This window comes from Kitasatospora sp. NPDC086791 (assembly GCF_040685975.1).
Classification (GTDB): Bacteria; Actinomycetota; Actinomycetes; order Streptomycetales; family Streptomycetaceae; genus Kitasatospora.
Genome location: NZ_JBFBOC010000038.1, coordinates 1 through 22,313 on the forward strand (window position 1 = coordinate 1; position 22,313 = coordinate 22,313).

The 22,313-nt window shown below is 69.8% G+C and carries 23 protein-coding genes and 1 pseudogene; 12 read left to right on the top strand and 12 right to left on the bottom strand.

Features of this window, described 5'->3' with window-relative positions; all coding sequences use genetic code 11:
- The 4 genes and pseudogenes from AB0Q99_RS30420 to AB0Q99_RS30435 all read left to right on the top strand — a co-directional run.
- Positions 1-279 (top strand): annotated as a pseudogene (locus AB0Q99_RS30420) (hypothetical protein); the annotation flags it as partial.
- 574 nt (positions 280-853) lie between these two features.
- Entirely contained in the window at positions 854-1,261 is a 408-nt protein-coding gene (locus tag AB0Q99_RS30425) for a hypothetical protein (RefSeq protein ID WP_363576806.1), read from the top strand.
- Positions 1,258-1,596: a hypothetical protein gene (locus AB0Q99_RS30430; RefSeq protein ID WP_363576808.1), complete on the top strand. Its 339-nt coding sequence runs from the start codon at positions 1,258-1,260 to the stop codon at positions 1,594-1,596. The genes AB0Q99_RS30425 and AB0Q99_RS30430 overlap by 4 nt, the downstream gene beginning before the upstream one ends.
- A gap of 599 nt (positions 1,597-2,195) precedes the next feature.
- Positions 2,196-2,396 (top strand): hypothetical protein, encoded by a 201-nt coding sequence (locus AB0Q99_RS30435; protein WP_363576810.1) that lies wholly within the window; start codon positions 2,196-2,198, stop codon positions 2,394-2,396.
- Between the two features lie 127 nt (positions 2,397-2,523).
- On the opposite strand, the gene AB0Q99_RS30440 is transcribed toward AB0Q99_RS30435, so the two are convergent.
- Positions 2,524-4,545: a hypothetical protein gene (locus AB0Q99_RS30440; RefSeq protein ID WP_363576812.1), complete on the bottom strand. Its 2,022-nt coding sequence runs from the start codon at positions 4,543-4,545 to the stop codon at positions 2,524-2,526.
- 399 nt (positions 4,546-4,944) lie between these two features.
- Here AB0Q99_RS30440 and AB0Q99_RS30445 point away from each other — a divergent pair, with 399 nt between their 5' ends.
- Both AB0Q99_RS30445 and AB0Q99_RS30450 read left to right on the top strand, forming a co-directional pair.
- A complete protein-coding gene (locus tag AB0Q99_RS30445; RefSeq protein ID WP_363576814.1) occupies positions 4,945-6,645 on the top strand; it encodes a hypothetical protein in 1,701 nt (566 codons plus the stop codon).
- 131 nt (positions 6,646-6,776) lie between these two features.
- Entirely contained in the window at positions 6,777-8,147 is a 1,371-nt protein-coding gene (locus AB0Q99_RS30450) for a hypothetical protein (protein WP_363576815.1), read from the top strand.
- 186 nt (positions 8,148-8,333) lie between these two features.
- On the opposite strand, the gene AB0Q99_RS30455 is transcribed toward AB0Q99_RS30450, so the two are convergent.
- A complete protein-coding gene (locus AB0Q99_RS30455; RefSeq protein ID WP_363576817.1) occupies positions 8,334-9,758 on the bottom strand; it encodes a helix-turn-helix transcriptional regulator in 1,425 nt (474 codons plus the stop codon).
- Positions 9,759-9,851: 93 nt separating this feature from the next.
- On the opposite strand from AB0Q99_RS30455, the gene AB0Q99_RS30460 reads away from it, so the two are divergent.
- Both AB0Q99_RS30460 and AB0Q99_RS30465 read left to right on the top strand, forming a co-directional pair.
- Positions 9,852-10,754 carry a DNA ligase gene (locus tag AB0Q99_RS30460; protein WP_363576819.1) on the top strand — a complete coding sequence of 301 codons (903 nt, stop codon included), beginning with the start codon at positions 9,852-9,854 and terminating at the stop codon, positions 10,752-10,754.
- 290 nt (positions 10,755-11,044) lie between these two features.
- Entirely contained in the window at positions 11,045-11,611 is a 567-nt protein-coding gene (locus AB0Q99_RS30465; protein ID WP_363576821.1) for a hypothetical protein, read from the top strand.
- 135 nt (positions 11,612-11,746) lie between these two features.
- Here the strand turns inward: AB0Q99_RS30465 and AB0Q99_RS30470 are convergent, their stop codons facing one another.
- The 4 genes from AB0Q99_RS30470 to AB0Q99_RS30485 form a co-directional block, all read right to left on the bottom strand.
- Positions 11,747-12,448: a hypothetical protein gene (locus AB0Q99_RS30470; RefSeq protein WP_363576823.1), complete on the bottom strand. Its 702-nt coding sequence runs from the start codon at positions 12,446-12,448 to the stop codon at positions 11,747-11,749.
- Entirely contained in the window at positions 12,441-13,172 is a 732-nt protein-coding gene (locus AB0Q99_RS30475; RefSeq protein ID WP_363576825.1) for a hypothetical protein, read from the bottom strand. The genes AB0Q99_RS30470 and AB0Q99_RS30475 overlap by 8 nt, the downstream gene beginning before the upstream one ends.
- On the bottom strand, positions 13,162-14,253 hold the full coding sequence (locus AB0Q99_RS30480; RefSeq protein WP_363576827.1) for a hypothetical protein: 1,092 nt from the start codon (positions 14,251-14,253) through the stop codon (positions 13,162-13,164). Before AB0Q99_RS30480 ends, AB0Q99_RS30475 begins: the two co-directional genes overlap by 11 nt.
- 450 nt (positions 14,254-14,703) lie before the next feature.
- Entirely contained in the window at positions 14,704-15,159 is a 456-nt protein-coding gene (locus AB0Q99_RS30485; RefSeq protein ID WP_363576828.1) for a hypothetical protein, read from the bottom strand.
- A gap of 267 nt (positions 15,160-15,426) precedes the next feature.
- On the opposite strand from AB0Q99_RS30485, the gene AB0Q99_RS30490 reads away from it, so the two are divergent.
- Both AB0Q99_RS30490 and AB0Q99_RS30495 read left to right on the top strand, forming a co-directional pair.
- Complete coding sequence (locus AB0Q99_RS30490; protein ID WP_363576830.1) at positions 15,427-15,819, top strand: hypothetical protein; 393 nt, start codon at positions 15,427-15,429, stop codon at positions 15,817-15,819.
- A gap of 125 nt (positions 15,820-15,944) precedes the next feature.
- Positions 15,945-16,226, top strand: coding sequence for an HU family DNA-binding protein (locus AB0Q99_RS30495; protein ID WP_363576832.1), 282 nt, complete (start codon positions 15,945-15,947; stop codon positions 16,224-16,226).
- A gap of 135 nt (positions 16,227-16,361) precedes the next feature.
- Here AB0Q99_RS30495 and AB0Q99_RS30500 read toward each other — a convergent pair whose 3' ends face one another.
- Complete coding sequence (locus tag AB0Q99_RS30500) at positions 16,362-16,799, bottom strand: hypothetical protein (RefSeq protein WP_363576834.1); 438 nt, start codon at positions 16,797-16,799, stop codon at positions 16,362-16,364.
- A gap of 327 nt (positions 16,800-17,126) precedes the next feature.
- Here AB0Q99_RS30500 and AB0Q99_RS30505 point away from each other — a divergent pair, with 327 nt between their 5' ends.
- A complete protein-coding gene (locus AB0Q99_RS30505; RefSeq protein WP_363576836.1) occupies positions 17,127-17,765 on the top strand; it encodes a hypothetical protein in 639 nt (212 codons plus the stop codon).
- 150 nt (positions 17,766-17,915) lie between these two features.
- Positions 17,916-18,155 (top strand): hypothetical protein, encoded by a 240-nt coding sequence (locus AB0Q99_RS30510; RefSeq protein WP_363576838.1) that lies wholly within the window; start codon positions 17,916-17,918, stop codon positions 18,153-18,155.
- Here AB0Q99_RS30510 and AB0Q99_RS30515 read toward each other — a convergent pair.
- The 5 genes from AB0Q99_RS30515 to AB0Q99_RS30535 form a co-directional block, all read right to left on the bottom strand.
- Entirely contained in the window at positions 18,145-18,390 is a 246-nt protein-coding gene (locus AB0Q99_RS30515; protein WP_363576840.1) for a hypothetical protein, read from the bottom strand. The genes AB0Q99_RS30510 and AB0Q99_RS30515 overlap by 11 nt on opposite strands.
- A 77-nt stretch (positions 18,391-18,467) precedes the next feature.
- Positions 18,468-19,190: a DUF1524 domain-containing protein gene (locus AB0Q99_RS30520; protein ID WP_363576842.1), complete on the bottom strand. Its 723-nt coding sequence runs from the start codon at positions 19,188-19,190 to the stop codon at positions 18,468-18,470.
- 491 nt (positions 19,191-19,681) lie between these two features.
- Entirely contained in the window at positions 19,682-20,071 is a 390-nt protein-coding gene (locus tag AB0Q99_RS30525; RefSeq protein ID WP_363576844.1) for a hypothetical protein, read from the bottom strand.
- A gap of 210 nt (positions 20,072-20,281) precedes the next feature.
- A complete protein-coding gene (locus tag AB0Q99_RS30530; protein WP_363576846.1) occupies positions 20,282-20,809 on the bottom strand; it encodes an NUDIX hydrolase in 528 nt (175 codons plus the stop codon).
- Between the two features lie 65 nt (positions 20,810-20,874).
- Positions 20,875-22,266 carry a sporulation protein gene (locus AB0Q99_RS30535; protein ID WP_363576848.1) on the bottom strand — a complete coding sequence of 464 codons (1,392 nt, stop codon included), beginning with the start codon at positions 22,264-22,266 and terminating at the stop codon, positions 20,875-20,877.
- Between the last annotated feature and the right edge of the window lie 47 nt (positions 22,267-22,313).

The following is a 22,313-nucleotide window of genomic DNA, read 5'->3' on the forward strand; positions in this document are numbered from 1 at the left end:
CACCACCCACCACCCACCGGACCAACCACCACCCCCAAGCCGGCCGACCCGAGGTCGGCCACCACCACCCACCATGGACGACAACCCCGACCCCCAAACCCGGCCACCACCGACAACCACGACCAGGACCACCGCGACAACCCCGACCAACAACCCCAAGCCGAGACCCACCAACCACCAGCCCCGACCAAGCCGGACCACCAGGACCACCAGCACCAGGACGACAACCACCCACAGCACAATCGAGGAGTGGGCCTGCGCGGTCCTGGAGCGGCTTAGGACCATGCCGCCGACCAAGAGCCACCACCGGGTACTCATGAGCGCGAACAGGGCCCCCAGGGCCCGGTTCCGGCGGCAGCCGGAAGTTCGCGATCGGCGCGGTGACCTGGGGAACCACCCCTCGGTTGGTTGAATGACCATCAGCAACCGGGGTGGCGGGAGCGGCAAGTGGTGAGCCCGCGGCAGGCGGCCACCCCTCCGAGGTCGCTGAGCGAGGTTCAGGCCGGCGCGTGGGAGCGGAGATCGGGCGGAGCCCGATGCGAGGCCTGAGTTGTCCCCCGCGGTTACAACCCTGAAGAGCCAAACTGGAAAACCGCAGGTCAGGGCGCTGTGGATACGCACTCACAGCACCATTAATACGCATGGTCAGCTGTAGCACTGTTACTTATAGTAACAGTTCGACACGCTGACGACGGTTGTTGCTGGGAGTAACAGTGGTCTGCGAGGATCTGCGCAGCACTGTTACTCAGAGGAAAGGTGTGGACGGCGTATGCGGCCATTGGCACCCCGGACTCGTACGCTCGTCGACCCAAAGACTGGGGAAACGGTCGAGGTCACGGAGACGTTCGACGGGTTGATCCCGTACAACTTCAAGGGTCGGCGCTACACCGCCGTCGCCGACTACCTGATGGTCTTGATCCTGCGGAAGGACAACGGGCTCAAGCCCAGCGACCGGGACGTCCTGCTGCTTCACATCCATGGCTCGGACGACGACGGAGTTCTGAGGATGGTGCAGAAGGCCATCGCAGACGACCTGGGCATCAGCGTCCGGACGGTGTCGAGCTCGATGACCCGACTGAAGAAGTCGGAACTCCTTCTCAAGGCGGAGGAGCACGGGCGCGTGGTCTACTACAGAGTTACGGACCACCTCGCATCGCGCCTTGGCGGCAAGGGGCAGCGGGAGGCGGTCAAGCACCTGCGGTTCCCGGTGCTGCCGGGTCTCGAGGACTTCGACACGAAGAAGGGGAAGAAGTCGGCATGAGCCATTCTCGTGAACTCTTCGATGCTCCGTCGGTAGCGCCGGAAATTCTGCGCAAGGTGATGATCCTTCCTGCCCCGGAAATGAAGATCGTCCTGCACTTCCTCTCCACCAAGAAGACGTCGGACGGCACAGTCCTGCAATCTGGTCAGGCGATCGCCGGTGAAATCGGAATGAACCGAAGCCTGTACGCCCGCAAGATCAAGGACGTGCTTGAGGCCGGCTGGGTCGCCTTCGCCTCGCGAGAGCAGAACATCACCTACTACAGGCTGGGCCCGGAGGCCGGCGAGACGGAGACGGCCACCGTCATCCCCTTCCGGTCGCGAGCAGCCTCCTAACCCACCAGCACCGTGAAGCAGCGGTACGCGAGCCCGCGTACCGCTGCTGCTGTTTTGGGACCTACGCATCACTGTCTCTCGGAGTAACAGTGATGCGCAACGCACCCCGAGCCGGGGTGCCCCCCACCCGTCGCCAAGAGGTGCATATCACTGTTACTGAGAAACACAGTGATATGCACCGAGGGCTTGTTCCCCTCACTGTTCTTCTGGGAAACACTAGGTCTGACGTGGGGAAACGCTTGCTGTTCGCCTAGGGAGGGCGCGTTTGGGCCTCTCTCCCTGGGCCCAGCTCGCGACCAATGGGCCCACCGCGGACATGTCCTTGAGGCCAGGATCGCTGGCCGGCTTTGAGCGAAGGAGTCCGTCGTCGGGCGGTTGCTAGGTGAGGCTCCCCTCGATGCGTATCACTGTTTCTCGTAGTAACAGTGATACGCATCGGTCGCTGCCCGAACCGTCGACTGGCTGCACCAGCGCGGCCCGCCACGCCCCCACCTGATCGCGCCCCAGCGCGAACCGCCAGCAGCCGAGAACCGAGGCCGGTGCACGTGGCCGTGCAGATCACTGTTTCCAGGAGCAACAGCAGCGGTTCCGTCGGCCGCATGTGCCGACGCGTACGGCCGGTCGCACTGGTCCACCCGGGCAAGAAGCCGACGACGATCAAGGTCAGCCGCGACGGCAACCAGACCGCCGTCATCCCCGCAGCCCGGCACCACGCCGTCCTCACCATGATCGACAGCGGCCTCGAACTCGACCACCGCCTCCAGGACGGCCGACTCGTCACCACCCGGCGCCCCTCATAGGCCCTGCTTTCCGCCAGCCCCGAAGGGACTGGTGGGTGCTGGCCGGCTGGGGTGTGCACTGAGCGCAGTGCACACCCCAGCCGGCCAGTGCTACCGATGCGACCTGCACACCGCAAACGGCGACTGCTCAAGAGGAGCGCGGTACCTCGTTGGCCCACTGGCGCAGTCGGTCGACGTCCTCGGGGATGGCGGCTGCGAACTTCGCGATGGCGTCCGGAAGCTGGCGGGGGTCCCGGGCGAGCAGCTCGTCGAAGCCTGCCGCGCGCAGGGCCCGGACGCCGGCGGCGTGACGGTCGGCGAAGTCTGCCAGCTGGGGGTCGCGGTCGGCGGCCGCGAGGTAGCAGGCGGTGAAGGGGTCCAGGGCAGCGCGGTGGCGTGCCAGGTGGCGCCGGAACTCCGGGCTGTCCACGGACGCGGTGTTGGCGGCCTCGCCGCGGCGCGTGGCGGGGATCCCGCCGTATTCCATGAACCAGGAGGTGAGGGAGTTCATGTAGTGCTGGTCGGAGTCGTACTCCCTGGTGCCGGGCGTGAGGTGTCCGGCGGCGGCGCCCGGAGTCTCGCCGACCCGGTGGTCGATGAACGTGAGGACGCCAGCGAGCCCCGTGATGTCCAGGATGCGGGTGTAGGGGGCGGCCAGGATCAGCTCGGCTTCGAGTGGGTCTGCGTCGGGCTGAATGTCCTGGGGGTTGGCGAGGCGGTTGCCAGCCTCCGTCTTGAATGGGTCGGCGATCGTGGCAGTGATCCCCATGTACTCGGCTGCCAGCACGCTCGCGGCGACATGGTGGGTTTTCTCCTTGACGATCGCGTTGTCATCGGGGAGGCCCGCCCAGAGGAGGTGGATCTGGTAGTCGGCGTTCCTGTCGACTTCCGCGCGGATCGTTTCCTGTCCGCCGTTGAGCTGTGCCGTCCAGATTCCGCCTCCACGCCGCCAGTACCGCTCGGGTCCGGCGGGCCGGGTGGCGGCAGCCAAGGCCCAGTTCAGCATCTCCTGCAGGGCACTGTTGCCCCTGCTCCCGGCGGTTTCCGGGTCGCGCCGGTCCTCGGCCTCGGTGAAGTCGGGTGAGAGCTTGCCCAGCTCCTCAGTTTCGCTGAACCGATCGAGCAGGCTCTCCGTCTCCGGAAGCATCCAGATGGGCTTGTGGCCGGCGTCCAGAGGCGTGTCGCTGGCGACGGTGATGCACTGTCCGATCCAGCCGCCGCCGTCGTAGAGGGAGGCGTATGTCGGGTTCTCGAGCACCATCTTCGCGTGCTGCAGGGCGTGTTCGGCAGCACGGCGCGCCAACGAAGAGTCGGGGAAGCTGGCCAGGATGCACAGGGCGTGCGCCGGATCCTCGGGCGGTGCCGCCTCGCTGAACTGGGTGACCAGGCTCAGGACGCGGGCGTGCGGGCTGACGGGGCGCACCCGCCCGGTTGAAGCTGTCGGCCACAGCGGGAACGGGACGCCGGTGGAGATCCAGATGGGTGCGACGCTCGGCAAGGAGCGATCCGCCAGGTAGAGGTGACCGGCGTGCTCGTGGAGGGACAGGTCCACGGTGCGCACGTAGGTGCTCAGCTTGGTGAGTAGGTGGATGCGGCGCAGCGTGGCGGAGAGTTGATCGTTCAGCGGTTGCAGGCGCTCTGCCGGCCAGTGGACCTGGTGGTCGGTGCCGGGGGACAGCTCGCGGTCACGCTGCCGGGGGGTCGGACGGGGGACGGCGGCGGCCTGGTCGAGTGCCTTGTGCCAGTCCCGCTCGCTGCTGCGGGCCAGGACGATCCTGCCGCCGCTCTGGGTGAGGACCGTGTCCTTGCCGTCGCCTGTCCACTCCAGCCCGGGCACGCCGGTGGAGCCCTTGGTGGTGGCGAGTGCGGCCGCCCAGCGGGCGAGCTGGGTGCGTTCGACGTGGAGGACCAGTTCGTCGCGGCGGGGCGTCAACCGCTTGATGCCGTACGGGCCGCCGGTGGAGGAGGGCCAGTGGAAGCCGTACTCGCGGATCAGGGCGGCGAAGACGGCCGCCTCGACGGGCACCTGGCCGGGGGCGGGGTTCGGGATCAGCTCAGGGTTGTCGCGCAGTTCCTGGCGGGCCGTCTGATGGGTCTCGTTCGTCGCCCTGCGGCGAAGCTTGATCTGGTCGCCGAAGGTGGGGTTCTTGGGCCAGGAGTGGGCGTGCACAGTCTCTTCCTTCGCGCGCTGCCCGGCCAGCGCATCTAGGAGGACGCGCGGAGAAGATCAAGGGGTGGTGCCATGTGCAGGTGGTGCGGGGGCGTGGCGTTCTGCCTTCCCGATGTCGCGGTTTCCGGGGGCGACATCCCGGCAAGGCCGGTTGGACCAGCCGCAGGTCATGTTGCCAGAGATCGTTCGTGGAGAAAAGGGCATTCGCGGCGGTGGGCTCGCCCGTCGCGCGGGTCGGGGCCCGGCGTGCGGTTCATGGCGCTGGTACGCGCCGTGCGGCGGGTTCACTAGCCTGGTGGTCGTGATCCGAGGAAGGAACGGTTGGTGAGCGGGAGTTACCGCAGCGGAACGCCGGATCGGCAAGCTCTGGAGCAGGCTGGCGTTGCCCTGCCCGCGATCTTGTCGGCGACGGTGCCGCTCGCCCGGCGCGGCAGCGGGAAGTGGCACGTCGTCGTGCCTCCCAAGGTGCGTTGGAAGGCTTGCCAGCACGCCCGCGACCTGGTGGCGGCCATCGACATGCCGTTCCTGGACACTCAGGCCGACGTCTGCGCGAAGTGTTCCCCCATCGGCGCACTCCCCGACGCGGTGCGCGGCTTGTGGAAGGCGGCGACGGCGATCGTCTCGGCCGACGAACGGGCCCGCGCTCTGGCCGAGTCGACCGGGCCCCGGACGTGGCCCGGGTACGCCCGTGCTCTGGCCGCCGCCGCCCACCACGACGACGACACCGTCCGCGCGTTGCTCAAGCCGTGGCTCGACGACGCCGAGGTCGGCGACCAGGCGTGGACGGCGCTGCGGGCCTGGACCGCCTGCGTGGAGCGATCCAACCTGGCCCTCGCCGCCTACCAGGCCGCCGCGCCCGCCGCCGACACCACCGCCGCTGTCAGTCGGGCCTGCGACGCTGCGGAGCAGGACCGCTCCGTCTTCGCCGTCTCCAATGCCCTGGACTCCGCCCTCGGCCGGGAGCGACGCTACGACTACGACCACGTCTCCTTGTGGCCGCTGGTGCGCACCGCGTGGAGCGCGGCCCGCCGGCAAGGCCGCTCCCCGCGAGAGGCCCTGGACTTCACTATCACCGCGGCAGCGAAGACGTGGGCGCGGGCCCGGGTACGGGACGTCACTGTGCTGCCCGACCCGCCCCTCGTCCCGGCCGGCGACTTCCCGACTCCGGCCGCCTGGGCCGACGCGGTGTTGCAGGCCTGGTGGCGGCACACGGTCACCGCCTGGTGCGCTCTGCTCGAGAGCGCGTTGGCGCCGGGGACGATCGGGTCGGAGGAGCGGGTCCTGCTGCTTGTGCGGGACTGGCCGCTCACGCGGCGCGGTGACGAGGAACTCGCCTACCTAGCCCAGTTCGCGCAGGTCGGTCCGGCCGTCCCCGATCACCTGGCCGCCGACCCGCGCGACCCCTACCAGCACGAGCCCCGCTACGCCGTGGTGCTCTCCGTGCCTCGGTACGCAGCCGAGCACGCCCTGGAGCACGCCCGCCACCAACGCGGCCGAATCACGGCGAGCGCGGCCTGCGCCGACGAAGCCACCGCGTACACCCCGGGTGCCGAGCCGGGCCCGGCGGCCCGCGCCCTACTGCGCATCGCCTACCCCTACCTAGTGCTGGACGCGGCTGCTGACGGGCTCGCCGCCGAGCCCACCGCCGCCGTCCGGGCCGCTCGGGCGGCCGAGCGCGCCGTCCGCGGCAACCAGGAGCAGCTGCACTGGTCGGACAAACGCCGGGAAGAATCCCGGTGGGACTGGATTTCCGCGTTCACCGACGGTGCGTGGACGTGGGTACCCGACGACACCGACAACGGTCCAGCCCGCCAGCAACTGACCGACCTGCTCCCTCGCTGCCACGACTGGACACCGATGCGCCTGCACGTGGAGTCCGGCCCCGCCGACGCCGCCGCGCAGCACACCCTGTTCGGCCACCCCGAGGACTGGGATACCCGCCGCGGCATCCTGCGCTTCCGCCCGGTCGACGGACACCGCGCCCTTGCCGTGGCGCAGCACCGGATCATCGGCCTGAGCGGCGTACCCCACCGGCGCGGGGCCGGGCAGGCCGGACTCTGGGAGAACTACCGGCCGCCGACCGCCGGGCGAACGTGGTGACCGCCTCCGGACCGGTGCTATCCGGTGATGGGCCAGCCTGGCAGCTCGTGTAGCGGTCGGGCCGAGCCCGCCCGAGCCAGCTTGTACGGAAATCACTGCAGGACCCGGTTCTGGGCGGCCAGACTAGGGCGATGTCCCTGTTCGACGCCGCCCACTACGAGGCGGACGACATGCTTGCCCACCCCCGGCACCTCACCCTCCAGCCCGTCCTCGCCCACCTCATCCACCAGCTGCGCGCCTGCGACACCACCGAAGGAGGCGTCGCCTTCCAGAACGACCTGCGAGACCAGCTGCTGGCCGTGGAGAAGGACCGCGACGGCTTCAAGCGCGCCGCCGAACGAGTCCGCCGGGGAAAGGCGCCGCAGCCCGGTGCCCCCGAGCCGCAGTCCGGCCGCGACCCGGCTGATCTGGAGACGTGGCTCTTCGAGCAGGACGTGTGCGAGCGCCTTAGCCGGCAGCTGCGAACGGTGGGCGACGCCCTGGCGTGGCGGGTCTTCAACTTCCACCGGCCGTTCGTGCTCGCCCTCGCCCGCAACGACCCGCCCGGCCCGATGTACGGCAAGGCCGGGCTGCCAGCCGAGCTCGACTTCATCGACCGGGCCTGGAAGCAGGACGGCGCTTTCGCCCTACACCACGACCTGACCAACTGCCTGCGCATCGGCGACGCAACGGTCTTCGACAGCGAGAGCCCGCGCACCGTAGAGATCAAGACCAACCCGAAGAAGACGAAGCCGGTCCAGCTACGGCGCATCAACGAAGCTCGCGCCGCCGTCCTCCACGGCGGCCCCATGCCCGGTGGCCCGGCGGCCGAAGTCCTCTACGACCTCGACCTGCCGCTGAAGACCCACCTCGACATCCTGCGTACCGCGGCCAACCGCGCCCACACCGAGGGCATCGTCGCCACCGAGGTCCCCGGCAGCCGCGCGCTACTGGTCGTCGACCAGTACGCCTGCGACAAGCTCGGCCTGCGCAGCAAGGCCGGCCTGCAGAAGATCAACGAGGAGTTCGTGGCCGCCCTCAACCGCGCGAAGATCGGCCGTCGCGAGGACAACATCCACGCCACGACCATGGACTTCACCGCCCGGGACCCGCTGCGGGTTCCATGGGCGAGCTACCCGCTCGACCCGGTCATCTGCGCCCGCCTGATCGGCGACTACACCATGTTCACCGTGGAGACCAACGGCCCGGCCCTTGCCCGGCAGCTCCAGGCCAGCGGGATGGACGCCCGCTGGGTGAGGCCTCCCGGCAACGGCGACCTGGAGAGGGGTCAGGTAGTGATGGAGATCAGCGACTACCGCCCGCTGCGCGCCGTACTGACGGGCAACAGCCACGCGGCGGTCACCCGACGGCTACAGGTCCGCCGACTGGAGATCGACCGCTACCTGACCGAGCTGATCCGGCCCAGCACGTGGGCCGCGGGCATCCACCACCTGCTCACGATGCCGCAAACCATCCAGACCCCGTGGCCGCACTACCGCGACGAGGAGCAGGTCTGGCGCTGAGTCCGGGTGAAGCGGGTGATCTCCACCCCCGATCCGCCCTGCGGCGCCGTGCCGCAGGGCGTAGGGAGGTCACCAGTTGTGGTGGAAGGGGCCGAAGCCGTGCTCGGCCGCCAGGGCGTTCAGGTTGAACCCGTCGCGGAAGTTGAATCCCAAGTGCTCGGGGACCTGCTGCTTGATCCGCCCGGGTCAGCAGTGGGTGAGGATCCTGGCGGTGATGTCGGCCAGGGACGCGGGGTTGGGCGCAGCTGCGATGACGTCCGCGGCTTCGGCCGCGTCGACGTTCTCGGCCAGCAGGTAGACGGGGCAGTTTGACGACTCGGCCCGCAGATCCAGGGTGGCGACGATGTCGGCTGTCTGCTTCCGCTTGGGCGCGGTGGCCGCGGTCGGGCTGGTGATGGCGATCTGCCACTCGCGGCCGTGCTGGTCGCGCACACGCCGCCCGTCGCGCTCGGAAAGCTGCGCGCCGCCCTGCCCCGGCTTCGCCGCCGCTGCCTGTGCCCCGGCGAGAAGGCGGCGGTCGTGGACGAGGCTGGCGTGGTCCACGTAGAGCCTCGGCGGCGCCAGGGCCGCGGCCAGCTGACCGTCCAGCCACGCGTCGTAGAGCGGATCGACCGTCGCGTGCTCGCTGCGCCAGGCCACGAACGACGGGTGCTCCGCGAGCCGGTCGAACAGTGCCCGGGCCCGGTCTGCGAGCTCGCCGAGCTCGACGGCGAGGTAGCGCTCTCCAGCCAGGCCGACGGCGGTGGAGCCGCCGTTGCGGGCGAGGGCGGCGCAGCGTCGGCTGGCCTTCTCCACGTCGGCGCGGGCCTCCTCGATGCTGAGGCCCCCGCTCGATGCGAGCATTTCGGCTTCCTGGAGGCGGTCGGCCGCCCGCTGGCGACGGCGGGCCGCTTCCAGAGCCTGGTCCATGCGCGCGACGCGGTCGCGGCAGATCGCTTCCTGGGCCCTGAGACAGCACACGACGTGGGCCCAGAGGATGCGCGCGACCCGGGGCTCCTCGGCTGTGTCCTTGCGGCCCCGGCGCCGGGCGGCCCGGTCGGTGCCGTGGTGGATGATGCGGGCAAGGACCGCCGCGGCCTGGCTGGCGGCGACTCCCACCGAGAGCATCTGGTGGATCAGGTCCCGGTCCCGCTCGCTTCCGTAGCGCTCGTAGGTCAGCTGGAGCCGCTCCTCCGGGCGCAGGGCGTCCCGGGCCAGGTCCTGGATCTCGTAGAGATGAAGCAGCGCTTCGGATAGGCGAGGACCGTCGGGTTCGGAAGGTCCGAACCGGCCCGCCACTGGAGCGAGCTGGGCCGGCAGGCGGCACCTCAGGTTCAGGTCCGATACCTCGAATCGCAGCGGGTCATTGCGGAGCAGGCGCTCCACCGGGCCGAGGTCCCGCGGCTCGCGGCGCAGCGTGACTTCGAGGCGGTAGTCGGTGTTGGCGACGATGCGCTGCAGGTCCTCGAACGATGGTGCGCTCCGGCCGGTCTCGTAGCGGCTCAGGGCTGTCTGCCCGACGCCGCTGTCGCCGGCCAGGGCGGACTGGCTGAGGTCTCCAGTGCGGAGTCGGGCTTGCGTGATCAGCCAGCCGGCGGGGATGACCGCGTCCGGGCTCGGGTACCTGGCCATGCTTCCTCCAGCGTTATGCCATTTGAAACTAGCGCTATGCCAGTTTGGCATGGCGCTGGCTCTCATGTCAGGAATTTGGCGCACCCTGGGGATATGGCAGGGAAGATCTCGCGGGCGCCCGCTGTGGTCATCAGGCCGCCGTTCGAGCTGATGCGGCCGCGGCCCGCGGCCGTGCTGCCGCCGGAGGATGCGTTCCCGGGCGGGGTCTTGTACGAGGTGAAGCTGGACGGCGTCCGCTCAGCCGCCTGGCGTGGAGACGGCGACGTCCAGCTCTGGTCACGCCAGGGCAACCAGCTGTCCGACCGCTACCCCGAACTGCTTCCCGCCCTGCGGGCGGTCGTGAAGCCGGGCGTGACCCTGGATGGTGAGATCTGCGCCTGGTCCGGAGGTCGGATCGACTTCCGGCAGCTCCTGCGCTCCCCGGCCAGGCGCCGGGCGGAGGGCGTCGCCCTGAGCTACGTCGCGTGGGATGTGCTCTCGCGCCCGGGTGAAGATCTTCGCGATCTTCCACTCGCTGTACGGCGAGGAATCCTTGTGGGACTGCTGGCCGATGCAGGGGCTCAGGTTCAGCCGGTGATGGCCACCCAGGACAGGGAGCAGGCGCTGGCCTGGTTCGAGGGGCTCGTCCAAGCCGGTGTCGAGGGGGTGGTGGGCAAGGCGCTCGCCGGCCGGTATGCGCCTGCGACGCCGGCGCGCGTTTCGTGGGTGAAAGTGCGCCATCGGACGACGACGGACGGTCTGCTGCTCGGGGTGGCCGGCTCGGCCCGGAGACCGGACGCGGTGCTGGTCCAGCTTCCCGATGGGCGGCGCGAGCTCACGTCGCCGCGGCTCACCGCGGCGCAGGCCGGTCAGGTCGCCGAGGCCATCACCGGGCTCCTGCGGCCGCCCGAGTCCGGGGCGTGCTGGCTCACCGAGCCGTATCCCGTGGCCGAGGTCCTCGTGGGCACCGGGCGCCACGCCACGGTGCGCTTCGTCCGCATGAGGCCACCGGAGTAGGACCGGTCAGCCGTGGTCCAGGGCACCGCTGGCGACGCCCATCGTCCCGCCTCGGCGACGTCGCTCCGCCGCGTCCGAAGTTCCAACGAGGGTGCTCGTGAACCGGTTCGTGACGAACCGGCGCCGTCAACGACTGGCCGCTTCCCTGAGGGTGAATCACGGCAGAGCTGGCCGCCCCGATCCGGACCGGCGTCCGGCACCGTTACGTACGCCGCGCGATCAACCCGCCGCGACCAACCCGCCGCGACCAACCGGTCCGCCGCGCGGCCGGGTTGCGGCATCCTGCCTGCGTGACCACCACCCTGCACATCAGCCTTGCCCAGCTCCGCGCCGCCTGCGCCGCCATGGGCGTGGCCGTTCCGGCCGAGCTGGAGCGTGAGGACGAAGCCGTCCAGCGCGCGGCCCTCGCTGCTCACCTGCACCGGGCCACGGACTGTGTGACTGCCTCCATGGACATGGAGATTCAGGCCGAGGTCCGCGACGCGGCCGGCCGCAGGCCTGAGCTGTGGCCTGAGCCGGAGGACCACACCACCGCGGTGTTCCACCTTCTGGACCGGATCGACCCACACCTCGACGCCATGACCGTCGACCTGTCCGCACCGGGTGCCGTTGCCGTTCCCTGGCCGTTGGATGGCGAGCCCACGGTGAGGCTGGAGGGCTTCGCCTTGACCGCCGTCCGCATGCTCTACGCAATCGGCGACGCCCTCCGCTTCCGGGCGCAGCCGGAGGACCACGGCGACGGCCACCCCGCCGATCAGCTGATCGAGCGCATCCACGACGCCCTCAGAATCTCCAGCGCCACCCTCGCCCGCCGCGAGGCCGCTGCCGTGGGCGTGGACCTGGACGAGGAGCTGTAACCACCTGGCTTCCCAGCGCTCGGGGTGGAGCCTCCCGCCAGCCGTCCGCCAGGCCCCCGGACCGGGCGGGGAGCGAACCTTACCCAGTCCGGTGCCCGAGAGTGCGGGTGGGGCCCGCAGACCCCACCCGCATGCTCAGCTCGTCCCTTGGAGAGCTTCGGCCGCTGGCAACGGATCCTCGTCCTCGATGGACCACGAGAGGGTGATGTAGCGGCCGCCGTGACCGTTGTCGAAGATGTCGGCGCTGGCGCAGCGCACGGCGACGTCCGGCAGGCCGGCGACCCGGACCCGGCTAAGGACGGCGTCCTGGAGGGGGATGTAGGCGGGCGGCTCGGTGTCGCCGCCCAACTCCATCCATCCAGGCGCGCCGGGTTCCCACTTTCCCGGGGTCCTGCGCACCAGCGCGGCGTTGTAGAGAGTCACGCTCGACCCGTTGGGCAGGGTGACGATCGCCGGTTCACGCGGCTCGTAGCTGTTGGACCACCCGTCCTGGTAGAGCCACACGTCGACGGCGGCTCCGTCGAAGAGCGGGTTCTCGTCGCTGCCGCCGACCTGCCGGGGGAAGCCGGCCATCCGGGTGCGCATCCGGGCGACGATGTCGCGCCGCACCGCGATCCGCTGGGAGATCTGGGTGAGCGTCATCGTGTCCGACCGCTGGACTCCCGTGGCGGCCGGGGTGCGGGTGTCGACGTCCAGCCAGGTCCGCCCGTCGTCGTGGATCGGACGCGTGGTGGTGAAGTACTCGCTCAGCAGCGTGGTGAGGGTCTCGACGGTTCGGCTGGTACCGGCGACGCTCAGCCGGGCGATGCCGCGGGGCGGGGTGTCGTGGTCAGACATGGCGGTTCACCACGATGGTCGGGCCCAGCGTGTCCAGTCGGTCGTCCACCCTGGCGGTGGCCTCGTCCAGGCGGACCTTGTGGGGCTGCTCGGAGACGCGGCCGGTGCTGGTTCGGCAGGGGGCACCTTCACCGGCAGCGCACTTCGGGCTTCCGCAGATGATCGCCAGCGTCTCGGCGCGGATCGCCGCGGCGCGCTCGGCCGCACGCCGTGAGGACGCCGCCCGGGACTCGACGAAATGCACGCCGGCCATCGCCGCGGGGAACGTCGTCGTCTCCACCTCTTCGCGGAAGGCGGCGGCGAACGGGTTGCTGGCCGGCTTGGCGCGGTCGGCCAGCAGCTCCAGCTGCAGGTGGGTCGGAACGACGGCAGGACCACCGTACGTGCTCCGGTCACCGTGGGCTGCGGCAGCTCCCCAGGGAGCCCCGTCGGTGGGGAACGTCGTCGCCATGGCGATGTCGCCGGCCGCGATGGCGGTCAAGCGCTGGAACAGCGCGGCCTCCGCGGCGAGCTGCTTGGCGCGGCGACGCCACTCCTCGATCAGGCCTTCGAGCTCGACGGGCTCGGCCACCGTTTCGGCGGCATACGCGAGCTGGCGCAGAAGCACGCCGGCCGCGGAGAGGTGGCCGGTGATCTCTTCCAGGGTGATGCGCTTGCCGGCTCGCAGGTGAGCGGTGTCGGTCTGGTCGGTGCTGGTCTGCCGGGCAGCGGTGTCAGTGGACATCGGCACACAGCTCCTTGAAGAGGCCGTGCTGGAGGGCCTTCGGGTAGCCGGAGGAGCCGACGGCGGTGATGAACAGGAGGCGGGTGGTGCCAGCCAGGACCTCGGAGGGCAGCGCGGCCAGGGCGCGGTCGGCGGCCCGGGCGCCAGTGGCCATGAACGCTGCCATGGCCAGGTGGAAGGCCGTAGTGGAGGGGATGCGCTCGTCGGGGGCGGGCTGCTGGGCCAGGTAACGGGCGGCGGCCTCGTGCCCGACGCCGTAGTGCCCGCCGCAGAGCAGGAACTGCAGCAGGAGCAGTGCCGCTTTGCGCCAGGCGGCCGGGCCACGCTCGTCGAGCGTGTCGAAAACGTCCTCGGCGTGCTCGGTGATCCGGTCCTCGACCGTGCCGTCGATCGCGGCCTGCAGCAGCAGAGGCAGCGGGAACCCGGCGGCCAGGTCCTGCGCCGACATGACCATGAAGCCGCCCGCTGCGAACGGGTTGTCCGGTACCCGCGTCAGCTCCTCCTCCGGCCCGTCGGCCGCCCAGCTCAAGGCACCCAGATCGTCCTGGCCGTCAAGGTCGTACCCATCGGCGTCGGGGCGGGGCTGGTGGAGTTCGGCCATGCCGGCCCAGAGGGTGAGCGCGTCGTCGAGGACCTCGCCGAGATCCGCCTCGGACATCGCCTCGATCAGGGTGCGCACGCGGGAGCCGTCGGTGTCCCCATTGCCGATCATCTGCTGGTTGGCCTCCCACAGGCGCTGGGACGGCGCGGACAACGAGGCCAGGGCAGCGGCGGGCATCTTGGACAGCGCGGCGAGCGGCATGCCGGCGACCGCGGCGACGGCCAGGCGGTCGCCCGCCAGAATGGCCGGAGTGGCGGAGCGCTGGCACGGCTGGCAGCCGGCCATCGCGGCGCCGATCAGGGCTTCGATCGGCCGCATGTTGACCTGCCGGTCGACGCCCCACGGGCGGCCGTCGAGCATGCCGATCTCCGGGCCGAGGTGCTTGTGGCCGGTGCCGTTGGCGGCTGCGGTGTAGGACTGCCCGGTGGCGGCCGCGCGCTTGCGGGCCTTCTTCTTCTGGGAACGCCGGTTCTGCGGCATCGCGAATCCTTCGGCGCGCACGCGGCTAGGGGTGCGGTCCCGCGATTCCGGACCCCGGCGCGCGAAGACCTCAGCGAGCAGGGCGGGTGGACCAGGTGAGCTGACGACGTGTGCGGTGCGGGAGCACGCCCAGGACTTGGGCCACTCCTACCACCTTGGCCGCTGTGCCGCCCGTTCGCGGGCCGTACGGCGGGACTCCGGCCCTCACACCGGCCGTTCCGGCCCTCACACGGGCCGGTCCCGCCATCATAGTGGCCGAAGGGTCCGGCAAGTGGCGAACACGGCTGTCAGGCCGTCACGTCCTTAAGCGGACTTGGCCTCGCGAGGCCAGTGGGCTGATGGCGGTCAAGCCCCGGTCGGCTGCTGCCCGTTCCACGCGAAGGCGGGGCCGCAGCCGCGGTCTGCTACTGGTTGCCTGTCCTGCCGCCAGCGGGCGTTGCTTCGGACCCGTCATGCCCGCGGGTGCTGCGTCAGCCGTTGCTGGATCGAGTCCACCGCTACCCCACCGCCGGGGTGCTCCGCGAGCTTGCCCTCACCGACCAGTGTCGTGACCCGGGGCCGACTGACTCCCAGCATGGCGGCGGCGACGCTGTGCGAGACCGCGTCGGCGCCGGGGTGCCCGACGCTGAGCGCCGCGATCCGTCCGAGCTCGGTCCCCCACCAGGTGTCGGGAATCGGAGTCTCGTCGGGGAAGAAGACGTTCACAAGATCGGTCACAGCTCCGGCGACCTCGTGGTCGTCGCCGCCGCGCAGCTGGAGCGAGAGCGTCTTCGCTGCCTGTTCGAGGCGGAAGCGAAGCTCCATCGTGAACTTCAGGTCGGAGGGTCCGAGGACCGTCTCGATCCTGAGGGCCAGGGCCTCGAACTGCTCGATGATCTCGTGGGTCAGCGGGTCGTCGGGCGTCATCGGTCCTCCGTACTGAGGCAGGTCAACGCGGGTTACCGCTTGCCGGTAACCCCTTGACTGCACCATAGCAGGGGTTACCTGTTCTTGGTAACCCCTGCGCGGAGGGCCTGGCATCCGGGGGTAGCAGCCAGGCGGTCGCAGCTGCCCGCGGGCGACCTAGCCGCTGTCGGCCCTGGTCCGAATGGCGATCCGCACAGGAACCATTCCCGGCCGGCGTCGTTCGGCAGAGGCGATCCGCTCATGCCGATTCGAAGGGACGATCCGCACGTGATTGTGAAGGCCTCCGCCACCACAGCCGCTCTCGTTTTCCTCGCCGTGTCGATGGCCCCGCCCGCCGCCGCGGCGCAGCGCTCCTCCGATGCCTGCACCCACAACTTCTACGGCACCAACACCACGCGCCCGGACGTGTGCATCGAGATCCACGGGGAGGGCACCTGGGCCGAGCGGGTCGTCGCCCGCTGGGTCAACGGCAGTGGCCAGCTCGACCGCTGGGGCGTGCTGCACGAAGGGAACGGCCGTTCCGTCCACGGCGATGTCCGGGCCCACGACGCCGGCAGGGACCTGGTGGCCGAGTGGCGCGACATCCGCCTGGAGAAGGGGAAGGCCTGCGTCTCGTTCACCGGGCTCGAGAGCTGGGCGTGCCAGGAGGTCAAGCCGTAGCCCGCGCCCCGGACGAGCGGAAGCCGCCGCTCGTCGTAGTGGTGCGCCGCCGTCCTGCACCGGTATGTCCAGGGCGTCTGGCACCATACGGCAGAACCCAAGTTCCTTGATCGAAAGTGGGCATGATGAACCGAACCGAACTGGTCGCAGCTCTGGCCGACCGCGCCAACGTCTCGAAGAAGGACGCCGAAGCGGTCGTCTCGGCGTTCGCCGAGGTCGCCGGCGAGATCGTCATGAAAGGCGACGAGAAGCTCGTGATCCCCGGCTTCCTGACCCTGGAGCGTGTCCACCGCGCCGCCCGTCAGGCGCGCAACCCGCAGACCGGGGAGCCGATCGAGATCGCGGCCGGCTACGGCGTCAAGGCCACGGCCGGTTCCAAGCTCAAGGCCGCCGTCGCCGTCAAGTGAACCGCGCGGCCCGGGCACCATTGGGGCCCGGGCCATCGGGCCCAATTCCCCCTCTCTTCCCGCACCGGCACGTCGACCGTGGTCGACCGATCGCTCGGTCACGGCCGCGCTCGTTCGGGGTTCGCGCCCGCGCGGCTACGCCGAGTTGGTCTCCGAGCGCCAGGGCCGCCGGTTGGCCGCCATCCGCGCGATCTGAAGACCGAACACTCCCGAGACCGCTCCGCAGGGCGGGCCCACCCACTGCAGCACCGGGTTCGCCAGGTCGCCGAGATGGCCGTGCAGGTAGGCGAAGAACCCTCCGGCCGTGAGCGCGGCGAACAGGAGGCGCACGCCCCAGGTTGCGAAGCCGTTCGAGCCGATCCGGGCGGCTGCGGCCACGTTCCCGCCGACCACCACCACCGGCAGCAGCCACCAGAAAACGTTGTCCGCGTCGTAGCGCTGGGCCGCGTACCACGACGTCGTCGCCGCGTAGTACAGGTACAGGCCCGAGACGAGGATCCCGAGCAGGGCGATGCCCGTCCACTCGAACCAATCATCGCCACGCGCCGCAATGCGACTGTCACTATTCGTCATGATGGCCAGGATGTCAGCCCCAAGTCCGCGCTGGAACCGGGTTTGCAACACCCAGGGCACGCGTGACCGCCCCGGCCCGGTGCCATCGGGCCCTCCAGGGGTCAGCCGCAAAGAATCTTGGAAATCCACGTGGGGTGCCCGGCCGTGGGCCACATACAAGCGGGCACACCGCGGGACCTACAGCTCGGCGTGATGCGGGAGTTGGTCGTTCATGCGGAGATTGGGCCGTGCCGCCGGACCTAGGCTGATGGCCCCGCAGGTTGACGGACGCGAGTTTCTGCCACTGAAGACCGACCGCGAGGACGGGACGCGACGTAGGTTGTCACGATGACCGAATTCCTGCCGCCCGGCGGCATCGTGCTCGATGCGGACGAACTGGATGCCCGGTGGGCGGATGCATGGCGGCCGGAACAGGTCGTGGAGCGGTTGGGCGGGGTCCGTGCGCCCTGGTGTATTGCGGCAGGTTGGGCGCTGGACCTGTTCCGAGGAGAACAGTCGCGCCCGCACGGCGATCTGGAGGTCGCGGTGCCCGCGGCGGGGTTCCCGGAGGTCCGGAACCGTTTCCCCGGGTACGCGTTCGACGCGGTGGGTTCGGGGCGGGTCTGGCCGGCGGCGAGGGCTGAGGCCCTGGCAGCCACCCACCAGACCTGGCTGCGGGATCCGGCGAGCGGTCAGTTCCTGCTCGATGTCTTCCGCGAACCGCACGAGGGCGGGACCTGGATCTGTCGGCGGAACGAGAGTCTGCGGCTGTCGTACGACTCGATCATCGAGCGGACAGCAGACGGGATCCCCTACCTGATGCCGGAACTGGTGCTGCTGTTCAAAGCGAAGGCGGCGCGGCCCAAGGATCAGGCGGACTTCGACGGTGCGCTGCCGCTGCTGAGCCGAGCGCGGCGTAACGTCCTCAGCGGGTGGCTGGAGCGCGTGCACCCCGGTCACCCGTGGCTGGCAGAGCTGGCGGAATAGCGCCTCCCGGTGCCGGACAAACCTCACCGGCAGAACCTCGCGTCGGCCTGGAAGCAGCGGTCGACCGAACCTGCCGGCAATGGGTGAATCGGCTCCGGGCTCTTCCCCGTCCCGCTATCGTGAGCTGGTCAGCAAGCAGGAGGAGGAGCGATGTCTTGGGTATCCGGTGATCACCTCCGGCGCAGGCGCCACCACTCACTGATCGCCCCCGGGCTGCGTGCGCCGCTGCTGGTGCTCGCCGGGGCAAGCTCGACCGTGGGCTCCCTGATCGCCGTCGACCACCTGCTGCACGGCACCACCCGGACCGTCGCACAGGGCCTGATCCCGGCCGGCTTCTTCTGTCTGACGATGGCCGTCGCCGTCGCCTTCCGCCGCTACTTCACCGCGTAGGCGGGGCGGGCGGGACCAGACCCTGCGCCGTCGCTTCGGCACCGCGGCGGATGGCGGCCGTCATCGCCTCGTGCACCGCCTGCGCGGATCCCCGGTCCAGGGCCGGTACGGGGCTCCCTTCCACGGCGTACCACTCGGCAGCGCCGTCGTACTGGACGCTCAGGATCGCGAAGCGCCCGTCCCAGGCCGTCCGCAGGGTCAGGTCGCCCGTGATGACGCCGACCTCCACGGTCATCACGCCGCCTGGCCCGGCGGTAATGCCGGTTGTCACCAGGGGTGCGCCGTCGCTGGCCGGGCCGGGCCCGCCGCCGCTCACGAGCCGGCCGGGCAGGTGTCGATCATCTGCCCGAAAGCCGTCCTCTGCGCCTCGGTGACGGTGAGCTTGTAGAACGCCAGGACATTCACCTGGGCCTTCGCGTACGGGCACCAGGCGTCCTTGACCGGGGGCTTCCATGCGTCGGCCATCTGGTCGCCCTTCGACCGGTTCGACGCGGACGACACGGGAGCAAGCTGAGGCCGTGTAAGGTCATTCGCGAGCGCGCTTCGTTGATCGTCGGTCCAGGAATCGGCCCCAGCCCGCCAGGCCGCTGCCAAGGGCACTACGTGGTCAATGTCGATCTTGGTCGCGTCGTTGATCACAAGACCGTCGTAGACCGATGTCCAACTCCCCGACGTGGCACGGCACTTCGCATCGGTCGATACGGACTGCCCATCGCGCTTCAGGATGACCTCGCGGGTATCACAACCCTGGCCTTGCATGTTCCAGTGCGGGAACCGGTCACGGCTGTACCCCGTCATCGGCCGCGGCTGGGCAACCGTCAGGGCAGCGAGCTGCGCCCTGGCCTCGTCCGCCGACGAGGGCTGAGGCCCAGGCCATACCACGGTGCCCGCAGCGACGGAGGTCGCGGACGGGGCAGGCTTCGCCGCCGTGCCGGGCGCAGTCGGATGCGAGCACCCGCCGAGCGACGAGACCGCGAGGACCACCGCGCTCGCGCCGACCGCGGCGCCCCGGAATGCCTGAGGCAGGATACGCACGGCGACAGCCTGCCCACCTCTGCACCTCGTCATCAAACCGGCGCGCCGCGCGTGGTCGGAGCCGTGAATCGACAGTCTGGACAAGGCTGTCAGCCTGTCGGCATTGCGGAGCCTGGGAAGCGGACGCGGTACGGGTGCCGGTACTCGGCCTCGCCACTGATGAGGAGCCCGGAGGGGTCCACGAGGCCGGCGGCCCGGGCAATACGCACGTTGGAGGTTCGCCGTGTTCGGTCAGCGGGTGCGCCGGTGCTCCAGCCAGTCCAGCAGCAACTTCAGGGTCAGGTCGTCCAGGGGGCGAACGCGGCCGGCGATGGTCAGCCGCCGGTTGCCGATGTCGACGTCATCGAGCATGAGGGTGCCGATCTGGGCGACTCGCGCGGCGTGGACTGCGGCAAGCCGACGGCGGGTGTGGGGCGGGCGGCGGCCGAAGCCACCGCGAGACGGTCAGGACACGGGCTGCCGACCCTGATTGTCGAGGTGACAGCGAGCGGTCAGGAGTCAGGGTCGACTTCGGGGTGCGTGACCCGCACGGGCTTGCCCAGCGACCGGGCGTAGGCGATTTCGGCTCGGGTGCTGTCTCCGATGTAGTCGCCGACTACAAGCACCTCATCAGCGAGCCGGATCTTCGCCCGGTGCAGATCGTCGAGTCGAACTTTCAGCGCCTCGGCCTCGCCAGGATCAGACCAAAGTTCGTGTGGCGACTTCATGTCACAGCCCGGTTTGACGACAATATGCCCAGCTTTGGTCTCCCGCAGATCGGCCTCGTTCATCTCGGTCATGAAACGGGTGGAGCCGCAGATCACGACGATACGCGGGAGATTCAACAGCTTCTTCGCATCGGCGAGCTTCTCCTCGGGGGTGAGCAGTTGCGGGTATGACACTGGTTCCTCCTGGGGGTGCGCTCCAAGGGATGCCTGCGGAGACGAGAACAAGGGTGTCCAAGATCGTTTTGTGATAGGGCCCGACAAGCGTGTCCATCAACTTGCGGGCAACGGCCCCGACGTCCTCACCACCGATCACACTCACTTCCCGCCAGCCATCACGGACACTCCCATCCCCAGTTCCCCCGACGCTGGGACATGTCTGGTCGTCTACAGCAGGCCGAGGTGGTCGAGTCCGCGGTAGGCGAGCTCGACGTCGGTCATCAGGCCGGCCCGCATGACCTTCTTGAACTCATCGAGTCCAATCAGCTCAACGGTGACGAACTCCATCTCTTCGAGCTCCTGTTCGGCGACGCGGACGCAGTTGCGGGCGACGAAGCCGTGGCGCTTGGCGGTCGATCCGGCGTCGTCCCAGCAGGAGCCCGCAGGCTCGATGTCGCCCTTGTAGCCGGTTTCCTCCAGGAGTTCACGCTGGGCCGTCTCGGCAGGGTCCTCACCTTCCTCGACGAACCCGCCAGGCATCTCGTACAGCGTCGCGTCCGGGCCGGGCCGGTACTGCCTGGCGATGATGACCCGGTTGTCAGGCGTCAGGGCGAGCACCGCGGCGGCCGAGGGCTCCCGACGGATCAGCTTGTCCCGAACGGTGCCGTCCGGCAGACGGTAGGTCACCTTGTCGAGGGACCTGCCTGCCACCTCAAAGATGGTGGTGCGGCCTTCCTCGGTCCATCGCTCGCTCATCGTCTTCGCCTTTCGGTGATTCCTGCGCGTGGGCGCGAATGGTGGTTGGAGTAGTACCTGTGATGTCAGGCAATCGGGCGCAGCACACGGCGGCTCTGGTGGGTGAACTCGCGTACGGCGGGGTCGTTCGCCCACGGTTGGAGGTCCTTCACGACCCGCCTGAGGTAGTCCTGTGCCCTGGTGGATTCGACGCCTCCGAGGATGCCGAGTGCTTGCTGGCCGACGGCGAGCCCTTGGTCGAGGTTGCCCATCTGCAGGTGGGCGCTGGCGGTGACGGCCTGGCGGATTCCGGTGGCTCGGGTGTACTGGTCGGATGGCATCGCGTCCGCCTGCGAGCTCCAGGCGAGCGCGGCCTTCGGGTTTTTCAGGTCGCGCTCGATCTCGGTGGCGTCTGAGGAGAGCCGGGTGTGGCTGTAGTACTCCAGCCATGCCGGGTCGCGGCCGTCGTCGCGGATGGAGTCCAGGAGATCCTCGGCTTCGCGTAGTGCCCAGGCGGCGCTGGCGCTGTCGCCGGCCTTGCCGTGGGCGCGGGCCTGGGCCAGCTTGGCGAAGCTCAGGACGCGGGGTGCCGCGACGTCCTTGGCGCGGTTGTAGGCGCCCTCGGCCATGTCGATGGCTTCGTCGGCAAATCCGCGGATCAGTGCCTGGAGTGCCATGGTGGTCAGGACGTAGCACCCGGTCTCGACGTCTCCGCCAGCCTTGGCCATGCGCAGGGCCTGAATGAAGTGGCGCTGCGCGATGCCGTGCTGGCCGATGTCGAAGGCGCTCCAGCCGGCCAGGCGCGAGAGCTCGGCGGTGACCGCGAAGAGCTGGCGGCCGACCGGCTCGCTGAACGTGCTGTTGAGCAGCGGGGCTGCGCGCTGGTCAAGGCAGGCGTTGACGGAGCTCAGCTTCCAGTTCCCGCCGCCGTAGCGGGCGTCCCATTTGCGGGCTTCCTCGGCGGTCTCGCGGAGTTCGTCGATGTCCGCCTGGCCGACCCGGCGACCGCCGCGGGCGGTGCGGACCTCGTCGTCGGGGCTGGAGAGCCAGCGGATCGTGGGGTCGGTGAAGCTGCCGATGGCGAATGACGCTGCGCCGTTGATGAGGGTTCGGCGGTTCACGGTGCTCCAGTACTCGGCGGCGGCGCGCAGGGCGACGGCTGGATCCCTCGGGAAGGCGAGTCCCGTGTCGGCGGGTACCGCTGTGCGGGCGGCCATGCCGATGTCGGCCAGGCTCACTCTCCGTCCGATGCGGTCGCTGAGGAGCGTAGCGATGAGCTCAGGGATCGGAGGCTTGGGAACCATCCCCTTCTCGGTCCAGTTCGTCCAGCTCCTGTAGGTGTAACTGCGGGGCTGGCCGGCCTGTTCACACAGCTTGTTCAGGCGATGGGCCAGCGACTTCTTGGACGAGCCGGACTCCTCGACTATTCGGGCGAGAGCTGTGTTCGGCTTCCTGTCCCGGGGTTCCGCGATCCCCACGTGAGTACCCACTTTCGGATGATCACCCTTGGTGCTGCCACATTGAC